At 70.5% G+C, this 22173-nt stretch carries 21 protein-coding genes; 15 read left to right on the top strand and 6 right to left on the bottom strand.

Annotated features, from left to right (window positions below; genetic code table 11):
* Nucleotides 1-91 precede the first annotated feature (91 nt).
* The gene (locus tag ACFU8W_RS11720) at nt 92-820 is read right to left on the bottom strand and encodes a VC0807 family protein (protein WP_384034993.1); all 729 of its coding nucleotides are present in this window, start codon (nt 818-820) and stop codon (nt 92-94) included.
* Between the two features lie 224 nt (nt 821-1044).
* Between ACFU8W_RS11720 and ACFU8W_RS11715 the strand changes: the two genes are divergently transcribed.
* Complete coding sequence (locus ACFU8W_RS11715; protein WP_384034990.1) at nt 1045-1638, top strand: DUF4291 domain-containing protein; 594 nt, start codon at nt 1045-1047, stop codon at nt 1636-1638.
* An 89-nt stretch (nt 1639-1727) separates the two neighbouring features.
* Nucleotides 1728-2546 carry a maleylpyruvate isomerase family mycothiol-dependent enzyme gene (locus ACFU8W_RS11710; RefSeq protein ID WP_384034987.1) on the top strand — a complete coding sequence of 273 codons (819 nt, stop codon included), beginning with the start codon at nt 1728-1730 and terminating at the stop codon, nt 2544-2546.
* Nucleotides 2547-2628: 82 nt separating this feature from the next.
* Here ACFU8W_RS11710 and ACFU8W_RS11705 read toward each other — a convergent pair whose 3' ends face one another.
* Nucleotides 2629-3048: a GNAT family N-acetyltransferase gene (locus tag ACFU8W_RS11705; protein ID WP_384035351.1), complete on the bottom strand. Its 420-nt coding sequence runs from the start codon at nt 3046-3048 to the stop codon at nt 2629-2631.
* A gap of 163 nt (nt 3049-3211) precedes the next feature.
* Between ACFU8W_RS11705 and ACFU8W_RS11700 the strand changes: the two genes are divergently transcribed.
* From ACFU8W_RS11700 to ACFU8W_RS11660, 9 genes are all read left to right on the top strand, one after another.
* Nucleotides 3212-5935, top strand: coding sequence for an alpha/beta fold hydrolase (locus tag ACFU8W_RS11700; RefSeq protein WP_384034984.1), 2724 nt, complete (start codon nt 3212-3214; stop codon nt 5933-5935).
* Nucleotides 5932-6807: an ABC transporter permease gene (locus ACFU8W_RS11695; protein ID WP_384034981.1), complete on the top strand. Its 876-nt coding sequence runs from the start codon at nt 5932-5934 to the stop codon at nt 6805-6807. Before ACFU8W_RS11700 ends, ACFU8W_RS11695 begins: the two co-directional genes overlap by 4 nt.
* Before the next feature lie 140 nt (nt 6808-6947).
* Nucleotides 6948-8561, top strand: a complete 1614-nt coding sequence (locus ACFU8W_RS11690) for a von Willebrand factor type A domain-containing protein (RefSeq protein ID WP_384034978.1) — start codon at nt 6948-6950, stop codon at nt 8559-8561.
* Between the two features lie 206 nt (nt 8562-8767).
* Nucleotides 8768-9589 carry a glycoside hydrolase domain-containing protein gene (locus ACFU8W_RS11685; RefSeq protein WP_266985507.1) on the top strand — a complete coding sequence of 274 codons (822 nt, stop codon included), beginning with the start codon at nt 8768-8770 and terminating at the stop codon, nt 9587-9589.
* Nucleotides 9590-9699: 110 nt separating this feature from the next.
* Nucleotides 9700-10158, top strand: coding sequence for an anthrone oxygenase family protein (locus tag ACFU8W_RS11680; RefSeq protein WP_345518135.1), 459 nt, complete (start codon nt 9700-9702; stop codon nt 10156-10158).
* A gap of 133 nt (nt 10159-10291) precedes the next feature.
* On the top strand, nt 10292-11584 hold the full coding sequence (locus ACFU8W_RS11675) for a sensor histidine kinase (RefSeq protein ID WP_384034973.1): 1293 nt from the start codon (nt 10292-10294) through the stop codon (nt 11582-11584).
* Nucleotides 11557-12216 (top strand): response regulator transcription factor, encoded by a 660-nt coding sequence (locus ACFU8W_RS11670; RefSeq protein ID WP_327246280.1) that lies wholly within the window; start codon nt 11557-11559, stop codon nt 12214-12216. Before ACFU8W_RS11675 ends, ACFU8W_RS11670 begins: the two co-directional genes overlap by 28 nt.
* A gap of 196 nt (nt 12217-12412) precedes the next feature.
* Nucleotides 12413-12889 (top strand): phospholipase, encoded by a 477-nt coding sequence (locus ACFU8W_RS11665; protein WP_384034970.1) that lies wholly within the window; start codon nt 12413-12415, stop codon nt 12887-12889.
* A 121-nt stretch (nt 12890-13010) separates the two neighbouring features.
* Nucleotides 13011-16076, top strand: coding sequence for a SpoIIE family protein phosphatase (locus ACFU8W_RS11660; protein WP_384034967.1), 3066 nt, complete (start codon nt 13011-13013; stop codon nt 16074-16076).
* An 81-nt stretch (nt 16077-16157) separates the two neighbouring features.
* On the opposite strand, the gene ACFU8W_RS11655 is transcribed toward ACFU8W_RS11660, so the two are convergent.
* Genes ACFU8W_RS11655 through ACFU8W_RS11645 form a run of 3 tightly spaced genes read right to left on the bottom strand, consistent with a single transcriptional unit; the run spans nt 16158 to nt 18422 of the window.
* Entirely contained in the window at nt 16158-16508 is a 351-nt protein-coding gene (locus ACFU8W_RS11655; protein ID WP_384034964.1) for a WYL domain-containing protein, read from the bottom strand.
* Between the two features lie 20 nt (nt 16509-16528).
* On the bottom strand, nt 16529-16918 hold the full coding sequence (locus ACFU8W_RS11650; RefSeq protein WP_345518145.1) for a TIGR03618 family F420-dependent PPOX class oxidoreductase: 390 nt from the start codon (nt 16916-16918) through the stop codon (nt 16529-16531).
* Nucleotides 16919-16934: 16 nt separating this feature from the next.
* A complete protein-coding gene (locus ACFU8W_RS11645; protein ID WP_384034962.1) occupies nt 16935-18422 on the bottom strand; it encodes an MFS transporter in 1488 nt (495 codons plus the stop codon).
* 148 nt (nt 18423-18570) lie between these two features.
* Here ACFU8W_RS11645 and ACFU8W_RS11640 point away from each other — a divergent pair, with 148 nt between their 5' ends.
* The gene (locus ACFU8W_RS11640) at nt 18571-18687 is read left to right on the top strand and encodes a helix-turn-helix domain-containing protein (RefSeq protein WP_384034959.1); all 117 of its coding nucleotides are present in this window, start codon (nt 18571-18573) and stop codon (nt 18685-18687) included.
* Nucleotides 18688-18779: 92 nt separating this feature from the next.
* Here the strand turns inward: ACFU8W_RS11640 and ACFU8W_RS11635 are convergent, their stop codons facing one another.
* Nucleotides 18780-19448, bottom strand: coding sequence for a ScbR family autoregulator-binding transcription factor (locus tag ACFU8W_RS11635; RefSeq protein WP_384034956.1), 669 nt, complete (start codon nt 19446-19448; stop codon nt 18780-18782).
* Nucleotides 19449-19581: 133 nt separating this feature from the next.
* Here ACFU8W_RS11635 and ACFU8W_RS11630 point away from each other — a divergent pair, with 133 nt between their 5' ends.
* The 3 genes from ACFU8W_RS11630 (at nt 19582) to ACFU8W_RS11620 (ending at nt 22106) form a co-directional block, all read left to right on the top strand.
* Nucleotides 19582-20568 carry a ScbA/BarX family gamma-butyrolactone biosynthesis protein gene (locus ACFU8W_RS11630; RefSeq protein ID WP_384034953.1) on the top strand — a complete coding sequence of 329 codons (987 nt, stop codon included), beginning with the start codon at nt 19582-19584 and terminating at the stop codon, nt 20566-20568.
* A complete protein-coding gene (locus ACFU8W_RS11625) occupies nt 20565-21566 on the top strand; it encodes an NAD-dependent epimerase/dehydratase family protein (protein ID WP_384034950.1) in 1002 nt (333 codons plus the stop codon). The genes ACFU8W_RS11630 and ACFU8W_RS11625 overlap by 4 nt, the downstream gene beginning before the upstream one ends.
* Before the next feature lie 96 nt (nt 21567-21662).
* Nucleotides 21663-22106, top strand: a complete 444-nt coding sequence (locus tag ACFU8W_RS11620; RefSeq protein ID WP_345518153.1) for a helix-turn-helix domain-containing protein — start codon at nt 21663-21665, stop codon at nt 22104-22106.
* Nucleotides 22107-22173: the final 67 nt, after the last annotated feature.

The following is a 22173-nucleotide window of genomic DNA, read 5'->3' as shown; positions in this document are numbered from 1 at the left end:
GCTCAGCGACGCATCACCCGGGTTGGATCAGTGCCGAGTCCGGAAAGCCGAAGGGGGGAGCCGCGACGGCTCCCCCCTTCGGCTCACGGCGTCACCGTGCGGCGTCCGTGGCCCTCTCGGCAGGGGCCGCCTCGGCGATCATCCGCGCCATCGGAACGGCGCCCACCCGGCCCGAGACCAGGAACCCGAACACCATCGTCGCCACCATGATCACCGTGCCGAGCCACACCATCGTCTCGACCGGCACGGTGTACGCCCCCACCGTCCGCACCACACACTCACCCAGCAGCGCCGCACCCCACACCGCCGAGAACCGCACTTCCGCCCGCCGGAACGCCGCCGACTCCGCGGACAGCCGCTGCCACGCGGTGTCCTTGGCCGCATCCCCCTTGACCAGCCACGGCCGCACCGCCGCGCTCATCATCGGCTGCCCCTTCCATGCGGACACCAGGACGACGAGCCCGATGATGCTGCTCACCCCGCTGTCCTTGGCGAGCATCAGCCGCGGGTCACCGACCATCAGGCTCGTCAGCAGTCCGACCACGTTGACCGTCACCATCAGCGCCGCCAGACCGTTGAGCCGGCGCCTGCGCGCCACCCCCCACACGGTTCGGACGACCGGCACCACACTGCTCCAGGCCAGCGCCGCGAACGTCCCCGTACCCGCCGCCTTCAACGCGTAGTACGAGACGAGCGGCACGCCCACATCCACGAGCAGCGGAAGCACACTGTCGAGCAGCGCGCTGCGGGGAGCGGACGGGGCGGCGGCGACCGGAGCATCTGCGACAGGGGCGGTGGCTGTGGCGGCCGGGCTGCTCATGACGGGTTCCTCTCCCGTATCGGCGGACGCCTTCGCGGCCCCGCTCTCGGTACGTACAGACTGGCCGCCGGGGCCCGGTGCCCGGCAGAGCCGCGTGTACCGAGGTCCGTATGACGAATGTCAGGCCCGGCCGATGACATCCCGGACAGCGGGCTGGGAATCCGGGGCTCGCACACCCCGTAACCCGCTCGCCGAGCCCGTCCGGCGGGTGATGTGATGAGGCCATGACCGCCCCGACCAGGCCACAGCACGAGATCCGTGCCCAGTACACGGACATGACCGTCACCGTCTACCAGGCGTACACCCCGTCCGTCGGCCTTCCCGCCGCACGTGACGGCCGCTTCCCCGCGGCCTGGAAGCGCGACCGCATGACGTGGATCAAGCCCAGCTTCCTGTGGATGATGTACCGCTGCGGCTGGGGCACGAAGGAGGGCCAGGAGACCGTCCTGGCGGTGGAGATCACCCGCGAGGGTTTCGCCTGGGCCCTGAACCATGCCGAACTCTCCCACTACGTAAGGGGAGTTCACCCGGACGCCGAGAGCTGGCGACGCAGCCTGCGCCGTTCCCCGGCCCGCGTCCAGTGGGACCCCGAACGCGACCTCCGGCTGAACCCGCTTCCGTACCGCTCCCTGCAACTGGGGCTCGGCGCAGAAGCGGCGCGGCGGTACGCGGACGAGTGGACGGTCTCGATCCGTGACGTCACCCCGCTCGCCCGGGAGATCCACGGCCATGTGCGGGCGGGCCGGCTCGACGAGGCGAGGGCACTGCTGCCGGCCGAGTTGCCGTACGGGACGGACGCGACGCCGCCCAGGGGCTGACCCGACCTGCGCGACCTGGCATTCTGCACGTGTCCACCGGGCCCCGAACGCGGAGACCGGCCAGGGGAGACGGACGAGGGGAGACAGCCGTGGAACCCACGCCTGCCCGGGAGCGGCACGACACGCTTCCCGAAGGGATCGCCGAGGCGATACGCGACACCGCCGAGGAGATAGCGGCGCTGCTGCGCGGCCGCACGGACACGAGCGTGCCCGTCCCCGGATCCGAGTGGACGCTCGGTGAGGCGGCAGCCCATCTGGCGCAGGCCAACGAGCTGATGGCGGAGGTCGCCGCGGGCCACGAGCGCAGCTACGGCGACGGCACGCCGCAGAGCCTGGCGGCGGCCAACGAGCGCGCCCTCGCCGGGTTCGAGGAGCGTGGGGCGGATCCGCTGGCCGCAATGATCGTGGCACAGGCGGCCGCCTTCCTCGGAGCCGCGGAACACCGAGCGCCGGACGAGCCGGTGGAAACGCCGCTGGGCTCGATGGATCTCGCGGCGCTCGGCTCGTACCTGCTCACCCACATGCTCGGCCACGGCTACGATCTCGCCCGCGCGCTCGGCCGTCCGCACATGCTCGACCGCAGCCGGGTCGAGCTGTCGATGCCCTTCATGCTCACGGTCATGCCGCGGGTCGTCTCCGCCGCATGCGCCGGGCTGACCGCCCGCTTCGACATCCGTCTGCGCGGCGGCTCGCGGTTCGGGGTGATCGTCACCGACGGTGCGGTGACCGTCGAGCGCGGGCCGGTGAGCCGCCCGGACTGCACGATCCTCATCGAGCCGGTGACGTTCCTGCTGATCGCGCTCGGCCGCTGCGATCCCTGGGGCGCCATCGCCCGCGGCCGCGTGCTCACCTGGGGTCGCAAGCCCTGGCTCGCACCCCGCTTCCCGACCTTGTTCACTGCTCCCTGAGGCAGCCGAGCTCACGGCCCGTCAGCCGGGCGAGGGACCTGGCGTCGGAGGCGGCCGGCACGCGCGGGCTCTCGCGGTCCGATTACGCGGATGCGTCGAACTTCCAGGTCAGCATGGCGAACCGGCCGTCGTCACCCGCCCCCGCCGACCGATACGTCGCGAGGGCGGCCTCGTTGTCGAGGTCCACACCCACCCACATGTCGTAGCAGCCGCGCTCCCGGGCGACGGCGGCCAGCGCCTCCGTCAGGGCGCGCCCGATGCCGCGCCGACGGCAGGGCCCGTCGACCGAGAGCTCGTAGAGGCACATCTCCGTGCCCTTGTCCGGGTGGGTCATCTCGATGCCGGAGACGAAACCGGCGGGCACCTCGTCCACATAGGCGATCAGCATCAGATGGCCGTCGGAGGCGAGGAACCGTTCCGCCCATTCCTGGCGCGCCGGACCGTCGTACAGGTGCTGGGCTGCGGTGAGTTCGGCCACGGTCGTCGCGCGGCGGATCTCCACGTGGTTGTCCATCGGGAACCTTTCGGGAGCCTTGGGGAGGCGGGCCGGGCGCGGGCATACCGCGTACGGAGTACGGCAGGGGAGCACCGTACGCCGGAAGGAGGCCGAACAGTTCCCCCTCGCGGCAGCCCGGGCGCGCGGGCCGTGCGCTTAGGGTCGTCACATGCAGACCCCTGACTCCCGATGGCGCCGGTGGACCCGCAAGCGCAGCCGGTGGGCGGCGGCCGTGGCCGCGCTCGTCGTGCTCGCGGGTGCCGGTACCTGGACCGCGGTGGCCGACGACCGTGCGCCCGCCGTGCACCGCGAGGACCGGACGATGCGGATCGACGGGGTCTCCCTCGACACCTCGTACTTCACGTCCGGCGGTTCGGAGCGACGGCCCGCCGTGCTGATCGGGCACGGCTTCGGCGGTTCCAAGGACGATGTGCGGGCGCAGGCGGAGGAGCTGGCCGGTGCCGGGTACGCCGTCATGACCTGGTCGGCCCGCGGATTCGGGAAGTCCGGCGGGGAGATCTCGCTCAACGCGCCCGACCGCGAGGTCAAGGACGTGTCCGGGCTGATCGACTGGCTGGCCCGGCGGCCCGAGGTGCAGCTGGACGCGAAGGGCGACCCGCGGGTCGGCGTCACGGGCGCCTCGTACGGTGGCGCGGTCTCGCTCCTCGCCGCCGGATACGACCGGCGCGTCGACGCCATCGCGCCGGTGATCACTTACTGGAACCTCGCCGACGCACTCTTCCCCGACGGGGTCTTCAAGAAGCTCTGGGCCGGGATCTTCGTCACCTCGGGCGGCGGTTGCGAGAAGTTCGAGAAGCAGCTCTGTGCCATGTACGAACGGGTCGCCGTCTCCGGGAAGCCGGACGCCGCCGCGCGTGCGCTGCTCAGTGAACGGTCGCCGAGCGCCGTCGGCGACCGCATCAAGGTGCCCGCGCTCATCGTGCAGGGGCAGACCGACTCCCTCTTCCCGCTCGGCCAGGCCGATGCCATGGCGCGGACCATCAGCGGGAACGGCGCACCCGTCGCCGTCGACTGGATCGCGGGCGGGCACGACGGCGGGGACATGGAGAGCGGGCGGGTCGAGAACCGGATCGGGGCCTGGTTCGACCGCTATCTGAAGGAGGACAAGGGCGCCGGCACCGGACCCGCCTTCCGCGTCACTCGTACCGGAGGAATCGACTCCACAGACGGGGCGGCGCTCCAGCGCGGGGCAAGCAGCGACACGTATCCCGGGCTGTCCAGCGGCGACCGGGAGATCGCGCTGACCGCGACGAGCGACGGGCCGGGCATCGCGGGCGCGGGTGCACCGGCGAGTGGCGGGCGGAGCGGTGGATCCGCGGACCGTCGGACGCAGACGTTCCGCAACCCCGCCGGTGCCAACCCGCCCGCCGTGTCCGCCGTCCCGGGCGTCGGCGGCGGCATTGCCCAGCTCTCGTCCCTCGGCGTCGGTCTGTCGGTCGACTTCCCCGGTCAGTACGCCCGCTTCGACTCCGCACCGCTCGATACGTCGATGCGCATCACCGGATCGCCCACCGTCCGCGTGAAGGTGACGGCCGGGCAGGGCGACGCGGTCCTGTTCGGCAAGGTGTACGACGTCTCGCCGGACGGGAAGCAGCAGGTGCTGCCCGCCCAGCTCGTCGCCCCCTACCGGATCACGCCGGAGCGGCAGAACAAGACCGTCGAGCTGACCCTGCCCGCCGTCGACCACGCACTCGACGCCGGACACCGGCTCCGGCTCGTCCTCTCCGCCACGGACCTCGGCTACGCCTCACCGACCGAGCCGACCACGTACAGCGTCTCCCTCGCCGGCCCGCTGACCGTCCCCACCGCCCCCGCGGTGAAGACGGCATCGGCCGCCCTGCCGTGGTGGACCTGGGGGCTCCCGGCGGCGGCCGCCGTCATCGCTCTCGCCCTGCTGCTCACCGCACGGCGGCGTACCGCGACCCCCGCCCCCGATCCGGTGCTCGCCGAGGTCCCCCTCCAGATCGCCGGACTGTCGAAGAAGTACGCCAAGTCCGCCGACCGGTACGCCGTGAAGGACCTCTCCTTCCGTGTGGAGAAGGGCCAGGTCCTCGGACTCCTCGGGCCCAACGGCGCGGGCAAGACCACCACGCTCCGCATGCTGATGGGGCTCATCACGCCCGACGACGGCGAGATCCGCGTCTTCGGGAATACCATCCGGCCGGGCGCGCCCGTGCTGTCCCGGGTCGGCTCGTTCGTCGAGGGCGCCGGATTCCTGCCGCACCTGTCCGGGCGCGCCAACCTGGAGCTGTACTGGCAGGCCACCGGCCGCCCCGCCGGGGACTCGCACATCGAGGAGGCCCTGGAGATCGCAGGGCTCGGTGACGCGCTGGCCCGCGCCGTGCGTACGTACTCCCAGGGCATGCGGCAGCGGCTCGCGATCGCCCAGGCCATGCTCGGCATGCCGGACCTCCTCATCCTCGACGAGCCGACCAACGGGCTCGACCCGCCCCAGATCCGCGAGATGCGGGACGTGATGATCCGCTACGCGGCCGGGGGCCGGACCGTCATCGTCTCCAGCCATCTCCTCTCCGAGGTCGAGCAGTCCTGCACCCACCTGGTGGTCATGGACCGGGGCCGACTCGTGCAGGCCGGACCGGTCGCCGAGATCACCGGCTCGGGCGACATGCTGCTCGTCACCGTCGCCGAGGAGATCGCCGAACCGCTGGTGGAGAAGATCGCCGCACTCCCCGGGATCGGCTCGGCCGTCCGTACGGACGACGGGCTGGGCCTGCTCGTCCGGCTCGACGGCGCGAACTCCTCCCGGCTGATCGCCGAACTGGTCCGGCTGGACGTGCCGTTGACGGGGGTCGGGCCGCACCGTCGCCTGGAGGACGCGTTCCTCACTCTGATCTCCGGAGGCTCCGCATGAGTGCCGCAGTCGATGCCACCCACGCCGCCGAGGCGCCCGGCTACCTGGCCCGGCGCACCCTGCCGCTGCGTGTCGAGGCGGTTCGGCAGCTGCGCAGGCGGCGCACCCTGCTGATGGGCGGGGTGCTGGCGGCGCTGCCGTTCATCCTGATCACCGCCTTCGCGATCGGCGGCACCCCGGGCTCCCGGGGCGGCGGCGACCGGCTCACGCTGATGGACACCGCGACCGCGTCCGCCGCGAACTTCGCCGCGACCTGCCTGTTCGTCTCGGCCGGGTTCCTGCTCGTGGTGCCGGTGGCACTGTTCTGCGGGGACACCGTCGCCTCGGAGGCCGGCTGGTCCTCGCTGCGCTACCTGCTCGCCGCACCCGTGCCACGGGCCAGGCTGCTGTGGAGCAAACTCGTCGTGGCGCTCGGCTTCAGCCTGGCCGCGATGGTGCTGCTGCCACTCGTCGCACTGGCCGCGGGAGCGGCGGCGTACGGCTGGGGGCCGCTCGAACTCCCCACCGGCGGTGCGCTCGCGACCGGCGACACCGTGCCGCGGCTCGCTCTCGTCGTCGCCTACATCTTCGTCTCCCAACTGGTCACTGCCGGGCTGGCGTTCTGGCTGTCGACGAAGACCGACGCCCCGCTGGGCGCGGTCGGCGGTGCGGTCGGGCTGACCATCGTCGGCAATGTGCTGGACGCTGTCACCGCGCTCGGCTCCTGGCGCGACTTCCTGCCGGCGCACTGGCAGTTCGCCTGGGCGGACGCGCTCCAGCCGGACCTGGAGTGGGGCGGCATGGTGAAGGGGGCGTCGATCTCGGTGACGTACGCCCTGATCCTGTTCGCTTTCGCGTTCCGCGGGTTCAGCCGTAAGGACATCGTGTCCTGACGTTGATGTTCCGCGGCGGTTCGCGCCGTTTCTGCCCGCCGTTGCCGCATCGAGACTGTTCCGCAACGTCTTCGTCTGCTCCCCGGCGCCGCCCCGAACGTCACATTCACAAGTGCTGACGCGATGGTTGGGGGTACGGGATGGAAAACCGGACGCATGGCCGGACGTATCGAAGGACGCTCGGCCTGGTGCTGGCGGCCGGGATGCTTGCGGGTGGGGCGCTGCTCACCGGCTGCGGGGCGGGGGGAGGCGGGTACAACTCGTCCGCCGAACGTGCCGACGGCCCGCAGGGGAAGAGCCGGGGCGGCCAGGTCGCCCCCGCGCCCGCGCCCGGCGCCGAGGACGGCGCCTCGCAGAAGGCGGAGGACAGGCCGGAGAAGCCCGTGGCGCCGGACTATCTCTCCACGTTCGCACTGGACGTGGACACCGCCAGTTACGGGTACGCGCGCCGCAAGCTCGGAGACGGCGAACTGCCGGGGGCGGAGACCGTACGGCCCGAGGAGTTCGTCAACAGCTTCCGCCAGGGCTACCGGCGGCCGGCCGGCAACGGATTCTCGGTGACGGTCGACGGGGCACGTGCGGGCGAAGGCTCCGGTGACTGGTCGCTCGTACGGGTCGGTCTGGCCACCCGTGTCGCGGACGAAGACGGCGAACGCCCGCCCGCCGCGCTGACCTTCGTCGTCGACATCTCCGGCTCCATGGCCGGGACCGGCCGCCTCGACCTGGTGAAGAAGTCCCTCTCGATCCTCACCGACGAACTCCGCGACGACGACTCCGTTTCCCTGGTCACCTTCAGCGACAAGGCGAAGACCCTGGTGCCGATGACCCGGCTGCGGGACCACCGCGGAAAGATCCGTGACGCGGTCGATTCCATGAAACCCACCGACTCCACCAATGTGGAAGCGGGTGTCCGGCGCGGTTACGAAGAGGCGGTCGCCGGTCACCGCGCGGGCGCGAACAACCGGGTCGTCCTGCTCTCCGACGCCCTCGCCAACACCGGCGAGACCGATGCCGACGCCATCCTCGAACGGATCGACGACGCCCGCCGTGAGTACGGCATCACCCTCTTCGGCGTCGGCGTCGGCAGTGACTACGGGGACGCGCTGATGGAACGCCTCACCGACAAGGGCGACGGCCACACCACCTACATCGGCGACGAGACCCAGGCGCGCAAGGTCTTCGTCGACCAGCTTCCCGCCCACATCGAACTGCGGGCCCGTGACGCCAAGGCGCAGGTCGCCTTCGACCCGAAGAACGTCAAGCAGTTCAAGCTCATCGGGTACGAGAACCGCAAGGTGGCCGACGACGACTTCCGCGACGACAGCGTGGACGGCGGCGAGGTCGGCCCCGGGCACACGGTGACCGCGCTCTATGCCGTACGGCTCCGGGACGGCGCCGCCGGACATGTGGCGACCGCGACGGTGCGCTGGCTGGACCCGAAGACACGGGCGCCGCACGAGCAGTCGGGAACGGTCGGGACCGGCGCGATCGACGGCAGCCTGTGGAGCGACGACGGCAACAAGCGGCTCCAGGTGGCCGCGGTGGCGGCGTACTTCGCGGAGGAACTGCGCGGCGGCACGCTGCCGGGTCAGCCGGGTCTCGGTGAACTCTCCACCCGGGCGTCGGCGTTGGCGGCCGGCACGGAGGACAGTTCCGTACGGAAGCTGGCGACGGCGATCACGCAGGCGGACCGGCTCCGGGGCGACGACAGGGGGCCCGACGGCGGGGGCGAGCAGGAGGGCGAGATGGGCTGACCCGGCCGGGGCGCCGGATTCGGTCAAGGAAGTCTCAGAGTTGGCTCAGGTTTGGGCAAGGGAACCGCTCATACGGTCGATATCGGATTTCCGTATGAGAAGGTTTGCTGCTTCCGAGTCGCCTGTTGACGCAGTGTCCAGCCGGCTCCGTCCCGTCCCATGTCGTCCCCGTACTCATCGTCGAGGTCTCTGTGTCGAATCACCGCATGTCGAAGAAGCGGCGCCGGATAGGAATGGCGCTGGCCGGGGTGGGCGTGCTGGCCGGTGCGGCGTTCGCCGCAGAGGCGGCCACCGCGACCACCGTCACCCGGCCCGCGCCGACCGTCTTCACCGGCCACGCCTTCGACACCTGCACCGCACCGACGCTCACCACCATGCAGAAGTGGCGGGCCACCTCGGTGTACCGGGCTGCCGCGGTGTACATCGGCGGGAAGAACCGCGGGTGCGCCCAGCCCCAGCTCACCCCGTCCTGGGTGAAGTCCGTGAGCGCCGGGGGCTGGAAGCTGATCCCGCTGTACGTCGGCGCGCAACCGCCGTGCCAGACCAGCAACAACCCCGAGAAGATGACCGCCGCCAACGCCACCGCGCTGGGCGCCACCGACGGCGCCGACGCGGTGGCCAAGGCGTCCGCGCTGGGGATGAGGACCGGCAGCCCGGTCTACCTGGACATGGAGTACTTCGACCCCACCAACACGTCCTGCGTGAACACCGTCCTCGCCTACATCCGCTCCTGGGACAAGACGGTCCACGCCAAGGGGTACTGGACCGGCTTCTACGGCTTCAGCAACTCCAGCGCCGCCGTCGTCGCCAAGGCCGCGACGCGCACCGACCTGCCGGAGATCCTCTGGTACGCCCGGTACGACGACATCTACTCCACGACCACCGGATTCCCGTACGACAAGACCCTGTGGACCGGGCACCGCCGCGGCCACCAGTACGCGGTCAACAAGAAGGTGACCCACGACGGGGCCACCCTCACCATCGACCGCGACGCGTGGGACGCGCCGGTGGCCGTCGTCGCCAAGTAGCGTCCGGCGGACGTGAAGCAGGGGCGGACGGGGGCAGGGGGCGGGCCGGGCAGCGGCGCCTTGGCGAAAGGGTGCCGCGCGGCCCGCCGCGCCGCGCCATGATGTGCGCCATGGCCTCTCTGCTGCTCGCACTCGCCGCCGTCACCACCGGTCTCTATGCCGGCTTCCTGGTGTGCTTCACGACCGGGATCATGCCCGGCCTGAAGCTGTTGCCGGACGATCAGTTCACCGCCGCGATGCGCCGCTTCAACGAGAAGGTGCCGGGGCCGGTGTTCCTCGTCCTCTTCCTCGGCGTGATCGCCTTCCCGGTCGCCGCGCTCGTCGTCCCCGTCGACGGCCGGACCTCCGTCGAGCGGGGACTCGTCGCAGGCGGGCTGGTCTGCGCGGCGCTCAGCCACCTTGTCACCGTGAGCGGCAACATCCCGCTCAACTCGGCGCTCGCGGCGGCCGAGGGCGGCGACGACAGCACGGCCCGCCAGGCATTCGAGTCCCGCTGGACCGCTCTCCACCGGATCCGCACCGTGCTCTCGGCAGCGGCATTCGCGCTGCTGGTCGCTGCCGCGGTCTAGCCCGTGGGTCAGGTGGAAGACCCCGTCAACCGCTGAGCCGCCGCAGAGAGTCCCGGAGGTATGCCCAGCCCTACCCCCGGGACTCCGGCAGCACCGATGGTTCCGGCGGAGCAGCGTCTTCTACGGTGAGGCCATGCGCCCTCGGAACGTCTGGCAGGCCCTGCCGGGACCCCGCTATCTGCTGTCGTCGTGGCCCTGGCGGTCGGCCGGATACCTGCTGAGCGGAGCCGCGGCAGGCGTCGTGGTGCTGTTCGTGATCACGCTCGGCGTGCTGCTCGGCGGTGCGCTCACCCTCGTGGTGCTCGGGCTGCCGCTGCTCGCGCTGACCGCCCTCGCGGGGATCCCGGTGGGGTCCCTGGAGCGGGTACGGCTCCGCCTGATGGACCGGGCCCCGGCGCCCGGCCCGCACCGCCGCCCGGCCGAACCCGGGCTGTGGAGCTGGCTGGCGTTCCGTTACCGGGAGCCTGCGACCTGGCGGGAACTCGGGTACACGCTGCTCTGGGCCGTGGTCCTGTGGCCGCTCGACGCCCTCGCGCTGGGTGTGTGCGTGGCCGTCCCACTGGCGCTGATGTCCACCCCCGCGGTGATGCAGGTGTACGGGAACGGCGAAGAGGCCCGCGTGGTGAAGCAGTGGACGGTCACCACCTGGCCCGAAGCCTTCGCCACCGCTGTGCTCGGACTCGTCCTCCTCGCGCTCGGCTGCTACGCGCTGGGCCTGCTGGCCGGGGCGAGAGCCGGACTGACCCGCCTCCTCATCGCCGACAGGGGCGACGACATGGGGGACAGGGTCACCGAACTCACCCGCTCCCGGGTCCGGTTGGTCGACGCCTTCGAGGCGGAACGGCGCCGCATCGAACGCGATCTCCACGACGGCGCCCAGCAGCGCATCGTCGCGCTCACCATGACCCTCGGACTCGCCCGCCTCGACGCGCCGCCCGGCCCCCTCGCCGACCAGTTGGCCAAGGCCCACCAGGAGGCCGGTCAGGCGCTGGCCGAACTGCGCGAACTGATCCACGGCATCCATCCCAAGGTCCTTGCCGACTACGGCCTGGAAGCGGCCGTCTCCGACGCGGCCGACCGGTCCGCGACCCCCGTCGACCTGGAACTGGCGCTCCCCGGCCGGTTCCCCGAGGCCGTCGAGGCGGCCGCGTACTTCGTGGTCCGCGAGGCGCTCGCCAACGTCGCCAGGCACAGCGGTGCGAGCCGCGCCGAGGTGACCGGCGGCCACGCCGCGGGCCGGCTCTTCCTGGAGATCCGCGACGACGGGCGGGGCGGTGCGCGCACCGGTGGCGAAGGAACCGGGCTGACCGGTCTCGCCGACCGGGTCTCCGTACTGGATGGCAGACTTGCGCTGTCCAGCCCGCCCGGCGGCCCGACCCTGTTGCGTGTGGAGATTCCTTGCGAGTGGACCGATCGCTCCGCGTAGTGCTGGCCGAGGACAGCGTGCTGCTCCGTGAAGGTCTCATCGGACTGCTCACCCGCTGCGGCCACGAGGTCGTCGCCGCCGTCGGCGACGCGGAAGCGCTCCTCGCGGCCGTCGCCGCACACACTCCGGACATCGTCGTGACCGACGTCCGGATGCCGCCCGGTCTCCAGGACGAAGGACTGCGCGCGGCGGTGGAACTCCGCGAGAAGCAGCCCGCTCTGCCGGTTCTGGTGCTCAGTCAGTACGTGCAGCGGACGTACGCCGCCGAACTCCTGGACTCAGGAGACGGATCCGGTGTCGGCTATCTGCTCAAGGACCGGGTCGGCCAGATCGAGGAGTTCATCGACGCCCTGCGGGAGGTCGCCGACGGCGGCACCGTCGTCGACCCGGAGGTCGTACGCCAACTCCTGCGTCGCCGCCGCGATCCGCTGGAGCGGCTCACCGCCCGCGAGCGGGAAGTGCTCGCCCTGGTCGCCCAGGGCAGGTCGAACGGCGCGATCGCCCGCGACCTGGTGGTCTCCGAAGCCGCGGTCGGCAAGCACATCGGCAACATCCTCGCCAAGCTGGACCTGCCGCCGGCCGACGAGACGCACCGCAGGGTGCTGGCGGTGCTGGCGTTCCTCCGCGCGTAACTCCCCTTCCCGTGGCCGCACGTGCGACAGTGCTGTGAGTGATACGGCGTCAACTGTCCTGTGCGGTAGTCGATGTACCTCTGTGTGCAGGGCATACAGCTCCCGTATACATCCGCGACAGTCCGCTGCCGGATGCTGTGCCCGTCCCGAGCGAAGGCCGCCGGGACAGTCGCGTTCCCTCACCAAGGAGCTCCCCATGCGCCGACGCCTGACCGTCGCTCTGGCCACCGCTGCCCTCGCCCTGTCCGCCGCACTTCTTCCCGCCGCCGACGCCACCGCCGCGCCCGCCGACAAGCCGCAGGTCCTCAGCGGCTGGACCCAGACGAGCGCAAGCAGCTACCAGGCGTTCTTCGCGGCCAGAGGCAACCGGGGCGCATGGAGTGCGTACGGATTCGACTGGTCGACCGACTACTGTTCCACCTCGCCGGACAACCCCTTCGGCTTCCCCTTCGCCAACTCCTGTGTCCGCCACGACTTCGGCTACCGCAACTACAAAGCGGCCGGCACCTTCAGCGCCAACAAGGCCCGGATCGACAGCGCCTTCTACGCCGACCTGAAGAGGGTCTGCGCGGCATATTCGGGTGTCAAGAAGGCTTCCTGCGACGCGACGGCCTGGACCTATTACCAGGCGGTCGACAAGCTCGGCTACACGGCGGTGGTGGACGCCGCGTAGCCGGTCCGGCGGTAATCGCCTGCACATTCGCTCGCCCGTACCCGTACGTACAATTAAGTGGGCAATATTACTCATTCCGGGTGCCCTGTGTCCTACGCGGGTTCGCGGAAGGAAGCGTGCGATGGCTGAGCAGCTCCTCATGGACAAGGCCGGTGCGGCACGGCTTCGGATGATCATCGAAGCGGGGGTTGGGCTGGGGGGAGTCGATCTGCTCGGATTCGCCCTGGAACATGCGGTGACGGAGGCCGACGGACTGGGCGGAATGGTCCATGTGAGGGGTCCCGGGGGCCGGGGGCTGCTGCTGATGGCGACCAGCGGGATCGTCCGCACCGTGGCCCAGGACTGGGAAGAGATCGCTGTGGACGGCGACACCGCGCCGGCGCGCGCGGTGGCCGGTGGCACCTCGGTGTGGATGCCCGCTCTGGGCGGGCAGGGCCTCAGCCTCCCCGAGGTCTCCGTGACCCGGCGCAGCACGGGGGGCGGTACAGAACGCGCCGGCGAGGGCCGTACGGGCGGCGACGCAAGCAGTGCGGACGACAGCGCACAGCGCGGCGGCCGGGGCTCCGACAGCCCCCTCGGCCACCACCCCCACGCCGCCGCCCCCTGGTCGCCGCTCTCCGCGCTGCCCGCAGGCAGCGGGCTGCTGGCCGTACCGCTCCTCACGCCGGACGGGGTAGCGGGCGCGCTGTCCGTGCTCACCGTCGGCGAGGGGCAGCCGACGCCGCAGCAGCGGTCGGCCGTCGAGACGCTCGCCGCCTGGGCCGCCCTCCGGCTGCGGGAGCCTTCGATGGACTGGGGCAGGGCCGAGCCCAGGCGGCCGGGGAAGGAGCCACCCGTCACCCGGCTCCGGGAGGCGCTGGAAGCGATCAAGGTCGGCTCCTGGGAATGGGACCTGGCCACCGGGGAGCAACTGTGGGACGAGTCGACGCTCGCCGTCCTCGGTATGGCAGGGCAGTCCACGAACCAGCGCTTCGACACCTGGAGCGGGCTGGTCCACCCCGACGACCTGCCGTGGCTCCTGGTCGAGATCGAGCAGGCGATCCGTAACCAACGGGTGTCCGGTGTGGAGTACCGGATACGCCGCCCGGACGGGACCACGCGCTGGGTCAGCTCGCGGGGCAGGGTCCTGCCGGGGGAGGGCGGCCGGCCCGGCCGCATGGTCGGCACGGTGTGGGACACCACCGAGAGCCGGATCGCCCGGGACTCGGTCAGCCGCGCCCTGCGGCACATGAGCGATGCGTTCTTCGCGGTCGACGGCGAGTGGCGGATCACCTTCCTCAACATGGAGGCGGAGCGGCTGCTCGGAGCCTCGCAGGAGCTGCTCGGCCAGAACCTGTGGGACGCATTCGCCGAGATCGGTATCGACGCCGTGGGACTCGGTCTGCACGCGTCGTACCGGCGGGCCGTCGACCGCGGCACCCCGGTCGGCTTCGTGGTGCGGTGGCCCACCAACCGGCGTCAGTACCAGATGCGGCTGATCCCGGTACCGGACGGCCTGATGGTGTACGCCACCGATGTCACCGAGATGCGGTCGCGTGAGGCCGAGTCCGTCGCCGCGGAACGCGTCACGGCCGACCGCAACGCCCGCATCACCGCCCTGGCCGGTGCCCTTGCCGAGGCCCTGACGGTGCAGGATGTCGTGAACGCCGCCGCCGAGCGGATCATGGCGCCGTTCGGCGCCTCCGGTCTCGTCGTCCATCTCATCGAAGCGGACACGCTGCACGTCGCCGGGCAGGTCGGATACCCGGAGACGTTCTTCCGCGACTTCGAGGGAATGCCGGTCGGCGACATCGCCCCGCTCGACGAGGTGCATCGCACGAGAACGGCCGCCTTCATCGACTCGGTGGAGGAGTACGTCGAGCGCTACCCCCGGATGGCCGACCGCCCGGCCGAGGCCAGGAAAGCGTCCTGGGCGTTCCTGCCGCTGATCGTTTCCGGCCGCTCCGTCGGCTGCTGCGTCGTCTCCTTCACCGAGCCGCGGCGTCTCGGCGGTGAGGAAAAGGCTCTGCTCATCACACTCAGCGGACTGATGGCGCAGGCCATCGAGCGTGCCCGGCTGTTCGACGCCGAGCACGTCAGGGCCCAGGAGCTCCAGCGGGGACTGCTGCCGAGTGAGCTTCCGACGCTGTGCGCGGTCAGCACCGCCGCCCGCTACGTGCCCGCCAACGAGGGCATCGAGGTCGGCGGCGACTGGTACGACGTGATCCCGCTGTCCGGCGCCCGGGTGGCGCTGGTCATCGGTGATGTGATGGGACACGGCCTGTCCGAGGCGGCCACCATGGGGCGGCTGCGGACCGCCGTGCACACGCTCGCCGATCTGGAGTTCCCACCCTCCGAACTCCTCACCCGCCTCAACCAGGTGGTGAACGACCTCGGCGACGACTTCTACGCCACGTGCCTGTACGCGGTGTACGACCCCGTCACCTGCACGTGCAAGTTCGGCTCCGCCGGGCACCCGCCGCCGGCCGTCGTGTATCCGGACGGCACCACCGAGTTTCTCGACCACCGGCCGGATCCGCCGCTGGGCACGGCACGCCCGCCGTTCGAGACCACGGAGGTCGTTCTCCCCCAGGGCAGCCTGCTGGTGCTCTACACGGACGGACTAATCGAATCCGCCACCCGCGACATCGACCGGGGCATGCTCCACCTGACCAAGGCGCTGTCGAGTGCGGCGGCCGCCGTACGGGAGGACGATGCCGCGGGCAGCTCGCCCGGGCTGGAGCGGTTGTGCGACAACGTCCTGGCCGAGCTGCTGCCGGGCACCCAGCTCATGGACGACGCCGCACTGCTCGTCGCCCGCACCTTTGCGATACCGGTCGCTTCCATTGCCAGCTGGACACTTCCCGACGGACCGATCGCCGCGAGCGAGGCACGGCACCATGTCCGCGACCAGCTGGCGGGCTGGGAGCTCGACGAACTCGCCATGACCGCCGAGCTCCTGGTCAGCGAGCTGGTCGGGAACGCGGTCCGGTACGGCAAAAGCCCCATCGCCCTCCGCCTGCTCCGTGCCGAGGGGCTGATCTGCGAGGTCTCCGACGGCAGCCTGTCCACACCCCGCATCCGCAATGCGGCGGAGACCGACGAGGGCGGCCGCGGTCTGCAACTGGTCGCCGCCCTCGCCCACCGCTGGGGCGCCCGCTACACCGCCACCGGCAAGTGCATCTGGACCGAACAGCCGGTGAGCTGACCGCCGTGCGGCGGCACGCACCACGGCGACACCGGCCGCTTCGCGGCCCAAGGGGCACGAACAGGCCGACGGTGCGCCGGATCAGCGGCGCAGGTCGACGAATTCGTCCGGGACGGCCGATTCCCCTTCTGTCTCCGCCGACGGCCAGTGGAGGGAGGCCAGTTCGCCCGCCAGGTACGCCAGCCGTTTGCGGGCCTGCGGCGGCCCGAGCACCTCGACCTGCGATCCGAGACCGGCCAACTGCCGTGCAAGAACGTCCAAGGACGGGCCATCGGCCTCGATCTCCACCCATCCATCGGCGAGTTCACGGCCGATCCGCAGCCGCGCACCCATCAGCCCCTGCAGGATCGGCAGGGCACCCCGCTCGGCACGGGCCCGCACCGTCGCCGCCGGCATGCGCTCCTCGATCTGAGCCGCGAGGGACCGCCACACCTGATCGTGCCGATCAGGTGTCAGTAGAGGCCCATCGCCCGGTCGACCGCGATCTCGATCACCACCAGACCCGCTGGGGACGGGGGCGCGGACCAGTACCGTTTCGCATAGTGCCGGGCACCTTCGACCACCCGCTGCGGATCGTCGGACACCGTGGCGGTGCCCTCAAGGGTGATCCAGCGCGGACCCGCCGCCTGGCAGACCGCGACGCGACTGCCTGGGCCGGCCAGCAGGTTCCTGACCTTCTGCCGCGAGGCGGCGGTCATGACCCGTGCCAGCCCGGTGTCGGCGTCCCAGGTGAAGCGCACCGGCGCCACATGGGGCGAGCCGTCGGGCCGGACGGTGGTCAGCGTGCACACGTGGCTCTCGGCCAGAAAGGCCTCGGCCGATTCCGACAGGGGCAGCGACATGCTGTTCCTCCGCCCTTCAGGCCCCGGGGATGCCGTCGTGTTCCGATGTCCTCATCATCGGCAGCAGCAGCGCGATGACGATGGCGCCCACGGCGAACCAGGCCCCGACGACGAACGCGTGGTGGAAGACGCTCGTACGGGCCTCCCGAATGAGGTCGGGGTCACCGTGGGCCCACTTCTCCAGGCCGCGGGTGGCGCTGAACGCGATGGTGGCGGCGACGGCCACACCGAGGGCGCCGCCCGCCTCCTGGCTCGTGCCGATGAGACCCGCGGCCAGACCGGACTCGCTCTTCTCGACCCCGGTGAACGCGGCGATCTGGAGCGGCACGAAGGAGATACCGAGGCCCAGGCCGACGACGAGGAACGCCGGCAGCACGTGGGACACGTAGGTGCTGTCCGAGGGCAGTCGCCACAGCATGAGCATGCCGATGAAGGTGAGGGCGAGACCGGTGAGGAGCACCGGCTTCGCCGCGATCCTGGTGATCAGCTTCGATGCGACGCCCGCGCCGACCGCCGTGATCAGGGCGAGCGGCGCATAGGCCAGACCTGCTCTGATCGGCGAGTAGTCCAGGACCATCTGCATGAAGAGGCTCGCGAAGAAGAACAGCGTCACCAGGGTGCCGAACAGCAGGATGGCGACGATGTTGGCCATGGTCAGGACGCGGCGCCGGAAGATGCTGAGCGGGATGAGCGGCGACTGCGCCCGCTGCTCGACCACGAGGAAGGCGATCAGCAGGACGGCCGCGACGGCCAGGCTGCCGAGGGTGCGGGTGGACAGCCAGCCGACGTCGATGGTCTGGCCCAGGGTGTAGATGGTGAGCACCAGGGTGGCGGTGAGGAGGATGGCCCCGGCCGTGTCGAAGGACTTGCGGCGCTCCTCGGAGCGGCTCTCGGGAAGGATGAACGGCGCCGCGAACGCGGCCGCCAGGCCGATCGGCACGTTGATGAAGAAGATCCAGCGCCAGCCGGGGCCCTCCGTGAAGAGGCCGCCCAGAATGACGCCGGCCACCGACGCCAGACCGCCCATCGCACCCCACACACCGAGCGCCTTGTTGCGTTCGGAACCCTCGGCGAAGGTGTTGGTCAGAAGACTGAGAGCGGCCGGAGCGATGAACGCCGCTCCGAGACCCTGCACGGCGCGGGCGGTGATGAGCATGGTGGCGCCCTGGGCGATGCCCGCCAGCAGGGACGCCGCGGCGAACACGATCAGGCCCGTCCGGAGCATGCGCCGGCGCCCGAAGGTGTCGGCGAGCCGGCCACCGAGCAGCAGGAATCCGCCGAGGACCGTTCCGTAACCCGTCACCACGTACTGTAAATAGGTTTCGGAAATGTGGAGGCTTTCCTCGATGCTCGGCAGAGCGACGTTCACGACGGTGACATCGAGAAACGTCATGAGTCCGGCAACGCAGAGGAATGCCAGAATCAGCCCGGGCCGACGGACTGCCCGGGGCTCTGGTGCGGCTGATATCTCGCGGGGACTGGACAAGGATCCTGGGATCGACATGGCAATTCCTGGCAGTTGGTGGGATGAGGAAGCCGGCGCGAATGGCACAGAGGTGCCGAATACGGGTCGTTATTGCGTCGACCCGGCGAAGCTAGCATCCGGAGTGAAGTAGGTACCTAGAGGAAAGTGACTTCCCTGGAGGAGGCCCATGCGCGTCGGCGAGCGGGTCGTCGAGGTCGCCCGGAAGGAGTTCGACGGCGACAGCGCCTGGATCGTCACGGTCCGAGGCGTGGGGTACCGCCTGGGCGAAGGGGCGGCGAGCTGAGCGCCGTACCCCACTGCCGCTGCGCAGTGTTTCGTCGCTGTTTCCGGACGTGCGGTATGGAAATTCACCCGCCAGGGATTGCGGGACAGCCCTTAGTCCTCTTCGCTCCCGGCCTCGGGTGCGTCCGGTTCCTCGACCGTGGCCAGCAGCCGTTCGGCGCGGGTCTCGGTGATCTCAAGCATGGCGAGCACGGCCGGCAGGGCAATGCTCGGCAGTACATAGCGCAGCAGCATCGAGATCCGCTGCTCCAAGTCCTCTCGCTCGCACAGAACTTGGGACATCTCCTGGATGCCGGAGAAGGCGCCGGCCAGGAGCTGCGCCGCCTCCGCGGGATTGACATGGGACAACACCTCGCCCTGCTGCTTCGCTTCGGTCAGCAGCGTTTCGAGCCGGGCTATCCAGGAGTGGAACGGCAGGCCACGGTCCAGTTCACCGCCCCCCTGCGCCATCGCCAGCCCGACGCTCGCGCGCACCAGCGGCTCGTGGCGGAGCCGGTGGGCCAGCACCAGACCCTGGTCGACCAGCTCCTGCAGTTTCGTCAACTGGGGTGGAAGCGCGCCGACTTCCAGCTGCGCCTCCATCACTCCGAGGGCCAGCTCCTCCTTCGAGGCGAAGTGGAAGTAGAGAGCCCCCTTGGTCACGCCCGCCCGTGTGAGAATCTCGCTGATGGTGGCGGAGCCGTAGCCGCGCTCGTCAAAGACAGTGGCGGCCGCCAGCAGGATCGACTGCCGGGTCTGGATCGCTCGAGCTTGTTGGGCCATCGACTGTGCGTTCCTGCCTCTCGTGGTGTTGTGGCCTTGAATGCACCGGCCGGACTGTAGAAAAACCAGGGCCGTCGGTAACTTACCGTGGGGGAGCGAGACACTCCCTCATGGATTAGCTGGGGGTATTTCGATGGTTGATGTTGATTTGCCCGATACTGTCACCCGCACCGAGACCGAACCGTCCGGTCTCTATCGGTTGGCGATCCCGGCGCAGAGAGGCTGGATAACTGATGTCTCGCATGAACTCGTTCACCGGTCCGACCCCAGGGACATCTTTCCCACCGCCTGGTGCAGGCTGAGCGATACGGAGTTCTCCGTATCGGCCCAATGGCCGTGCCCACACCGCTTCTTCGCCGTCGCATCGGGCCGCCACCAGGACCCGCTGCTGATAGCCGAGACCATGCGGCAGGCGACGATGATGCTGGCCCACGCGGAGCTGGGAGTCCCGGTCGACGACCAGTTCGTGATGTGGGACCTGGCGTACGACACCGTCGTACCGGGTTTCGCCCTGGAGGTCGCGTCCGGAAAGGTCCTGATCCATCTGACCTGCTCGGATGTGCGCAAGCGGGGCAAGAGCATCGCCGGTATGCGGGTCGACCTGCGCTTCCACCGGGGCGGCACCGTGCTGGCGACCAGCTCGGGTCGGATCAGCTGCACATCGGCGCGCGCCTACCGCCGCCTGCGGCAGGACCGTCTGGACACGGTGGGCCGTCCCGTACCGCTGTTGCCCGGTGCGGATCCGTACGAGGTGGGCCGGACGGCGGAGTCGGACGTCGTACTGACGCCGACACCCCAGCCCAACCGCTGGCGGTTGCGGCTGGACACCACCCATCCGACTCTGTTCAGGCGCCCGAACGACCATGTTCCCGGCATCCTGCTCCTGGAAGCGGCCCGGCAGGCAGCCGTCGCTGTCACCCCAGGGCACACATTCCTCCCGACGTCGGTGGAGATCGCCTTCCACAAATACGCCGAACTCGACAGTCCGTGCTGGGTCGAAGCCGAGTTGATGCCCTCCGACGACAGTTCCCGGACCATTGTGCGAGTACGCGGACAACAGGACGGCGAGCCGGTATTCACCAGCGAACTCGCCCACACAGATGAGGACGACCGGTCGTGACCACACACATCCTCGTCACCGGGGCGAGTGGCTTCGTCGGCAGACATGTGGTGGCGGCTGCGGACGCCGTCCCCGGGCTCCGGCTGCGACTGATGGAGCACAGGGCGTCCGTGAACGTCCCCGCCTCCGCCGCCGGCTCCGGCATCGAAACCGTGTATGGGGACCTCGCCACCGTCGCATCGTTGCGCGGCATCTGCGACGGGGTCGACACGGTGATTCACTGCGCCTCGCAGATCAACGGGGACGAGCGAACGGTCCGGTCCGTGAACGACCTCGGGACCCGGGCGCTGGTGGAGGAGGCGGAGCGCGCAGGCGTCGCCCGCATCGTCTATCTGAGCACGGCAGCGGTCTACGGACGCGGGCCGTTCAGGGACCTGGCCCCCGGCCGGGCGCCGCTCGCGCCGGGCTCGCTCACCAGCGTCACGCGTGCTGCCGCGGAGCGCCATGTGCTGGCCGCGGGCGGGACCGTGCTGCGCCCCCACCTCGTCTACGGCGAGGGGGACCGCTGGGTGATCCCCGGCCTGGTCGCGCTGGTCCGGGAACTGTCGTCCGGTCTTGCCGGGTGCGCCGCCCGGCACTCCATGATCGATGTGCGAGTGCTGGGCCGGGCTCTGCTCGCCGCGGCGCTCTCGCCCCGGGAGACCGCGGGTGTCCACCATGTCAACCACCCTGATCCGGTGGCCTGTTCCGAGCTCGTCGCGGCAGTCTCCGCCGAGCTCGGACTGGAGTGGGGTGCCGCCGACATCGCGTTGGACGAGGCCCGGGCACAGCTCGCCGAGTCGCCGCGCCTCCTGCACTCCCTCCAGTTGCTCACCGTGGACCACTGGTTCACCGATGACGGGGTCTGGGAGCTCCTCGACTGCGATCCCGGTGACGGCTTCAAGGCGGACTTCCCGCTCCATGCCGACTGGTACAGGAAGCACGCCGGGCGGTGCGGTCTCCGGCACGCTGCCGGGCACCGCGGAACCACGCGCCAGGAGCGGCCGACGCCTGCATGACGGACCCCGGGAAGCGTCCCTCCCGGGTCGCCTTGAGGAAGCCACCGTCCTGCGTACAGTGACTACCTGAAGGAAAGTGACATCCCTGGAGGCGTCATGCCCTACACCCCCGTCCCCCGGACTCCCGCTTCGGGAGCGGCAGTTCCGTCCGCCACGACGGTCGCTCCGGCCCAGGCGTGCCCCATCGGACCGGTGGTCGACATCGTCTTCAGTCGCTGGACCACCCCTATCCTCTGGGCCCTGCACACGTTCGGGCGGCAGCGCTTCGTGGAGCTCGAACGTCGCATCGGCACCATCACGTCCAAGGTGCTGACGCAGCGACTGCGGCAGATGGAGCGGGACGGTCTCGTACTGCGTACCTATTACCCGGAAGTGCCGCCGCGGGTCGAGTACGAGATCAGCGACCTCGGCCGGAGCCTCTCGCCGCTGTTCGCCGTGCTGGCCGACTGGTCCCAGGCGAACCTGGAGCGGGTCGAGGAGGCCCGGCGTGCGTACGACGCCCCCGGTGAGACCGGTCCGGTCACGAGCCGTCGGCCCTGAGCGTCCGGGTGGCGCAGGAACCCTCCGCTCCGGCGGTCCGTCACACAATATCGCGGTTGACGATTCC

This window comes from Streptomyces sp. NPDC057565, from assembly GCF_042801455.1.
GTDB classification, from domain to species: Bacteria; Actinomycetota; Actinomycetes; order Streptomycetales; family Streptomycetaceae; genus Streptomyces; species Streptomyces yanii.
The sequence above is the reverse complement of the archived record's forward strand: the minus strand, read 5'-3'. Positions and strand labels throughout refer to the sequence as shown.

Coding starts and splice junctions, on each gene's coding strand:
- ACFU8W_RS11720 (WP_384034993.1), bottom strand. CDS start 820: ATGAGCAGCCCGGCCGCCACAGCCACCGCCCCTGTCGCAGATGCTCCG.
- ACFU8W_RS11715 (WP_384034990.1), top strand. CDS start 1,045: ATGACCGCCCCGACCAGGCCACAGCACGAGATCCGTGCCCAGTACACG.
- ACFU8W_RS11700 (WP_384034984.1), top strand. CDS start 3,212: ATGCAGACCCCTGACTCCCGATGGCGCCGGTGGACCCGCAAGCGCAGC.
- ACFU8W_RS11695 (WP_384034981.1), top strand. CDS start 5,932: ATGAGTGCCGCAGTCGATGCCACCCACGCCGCCGAGGCGCCCGGCTAC.
- ACFU8W_RS11690 (WP_384034978.1), top strand. CDS start 6,948: ATGGAAAACCGGACGCATGGCCGGACGTATCGAAGGACGCTCGGCCTG.
- ACFU8W_RS11685 (WP_266985507.1), top strand. CDS start 8,768: ATGTCGAAGAAGCGGCGCCGGATAGGAATGGCGCTGGCCGGGGTGGGC.
- ACFU8W_RS11680 (WP_345518135.1), top strand. CDS start 9,700: ATGGCCTCTCTGCTGCTCGCACTCGCCGCCGTCACCACCGGTCTCTAT.
- ACFU8W_RS11675 (WP_384034973.1), top strand. CDS start 10,292: ATGCGCCCTCGGAACGTCTGGCAGGCCCTGCCGGGACCCCGCTATCTG.
- ACFU8W_RS11665 (WP_384034970.1), top strand. CDS start 12,413: ATGCGCCGACGCCTGACCGTCGCTCTGGCCACCGCTGCCCTCGCCCTG.
- ACFU8W_RS11660 (WP_384034967.1), top strand. CDS start 13,011: ATGGCTGAGCAGCTCCTCATGGACAAGGCCGGTGCGGCACGGCTTCGG.
- ACFU8W_RS11650 (WP_345518145.1), bottom strand. CDS start 16,918: ATGTCGCTGCCCCTGTCGGAATCGGCCGAGGCCTTTCTGGCCGAGAGC.
- ACFU8W_RS11645 (WP_384034962.1), bottom strand. CDS start 18,422: ATGTCGATCCCAGGATCCTTGTCCAGTCCCCGCGAGATATCAGCCGCA.
- ACFU8W_RS11640 (WP_384034959.1), top strand. CDS start 18,571: ATGCGCGTCGGCGAGCGGGTCGTCGAGGTCGCCCGGAAGGAGTTCGAC.
- ACFU8W_RS11635 (WP_384034956.1), bottom strand. CDS start 19,448: ATGGCCCAACAAGCTCGAGCGATCCAGACCCGGCAGTCGATCCTGCTG.
- ACFU8W_RS11630 (WP_384034953.1), top strand. CDS start 19,582: ATGGTTGATGTTGATTTGCCCGATACTGTCACCCGCACCGAGACCGAA.
- ACFU8W_RS11620 (WP_345518153.1), top strand. CDS start 21,663: ATGCCCTACACCCCCGTCCCCCGGACTCCCGCTTCGGGAGCGGCAGTT.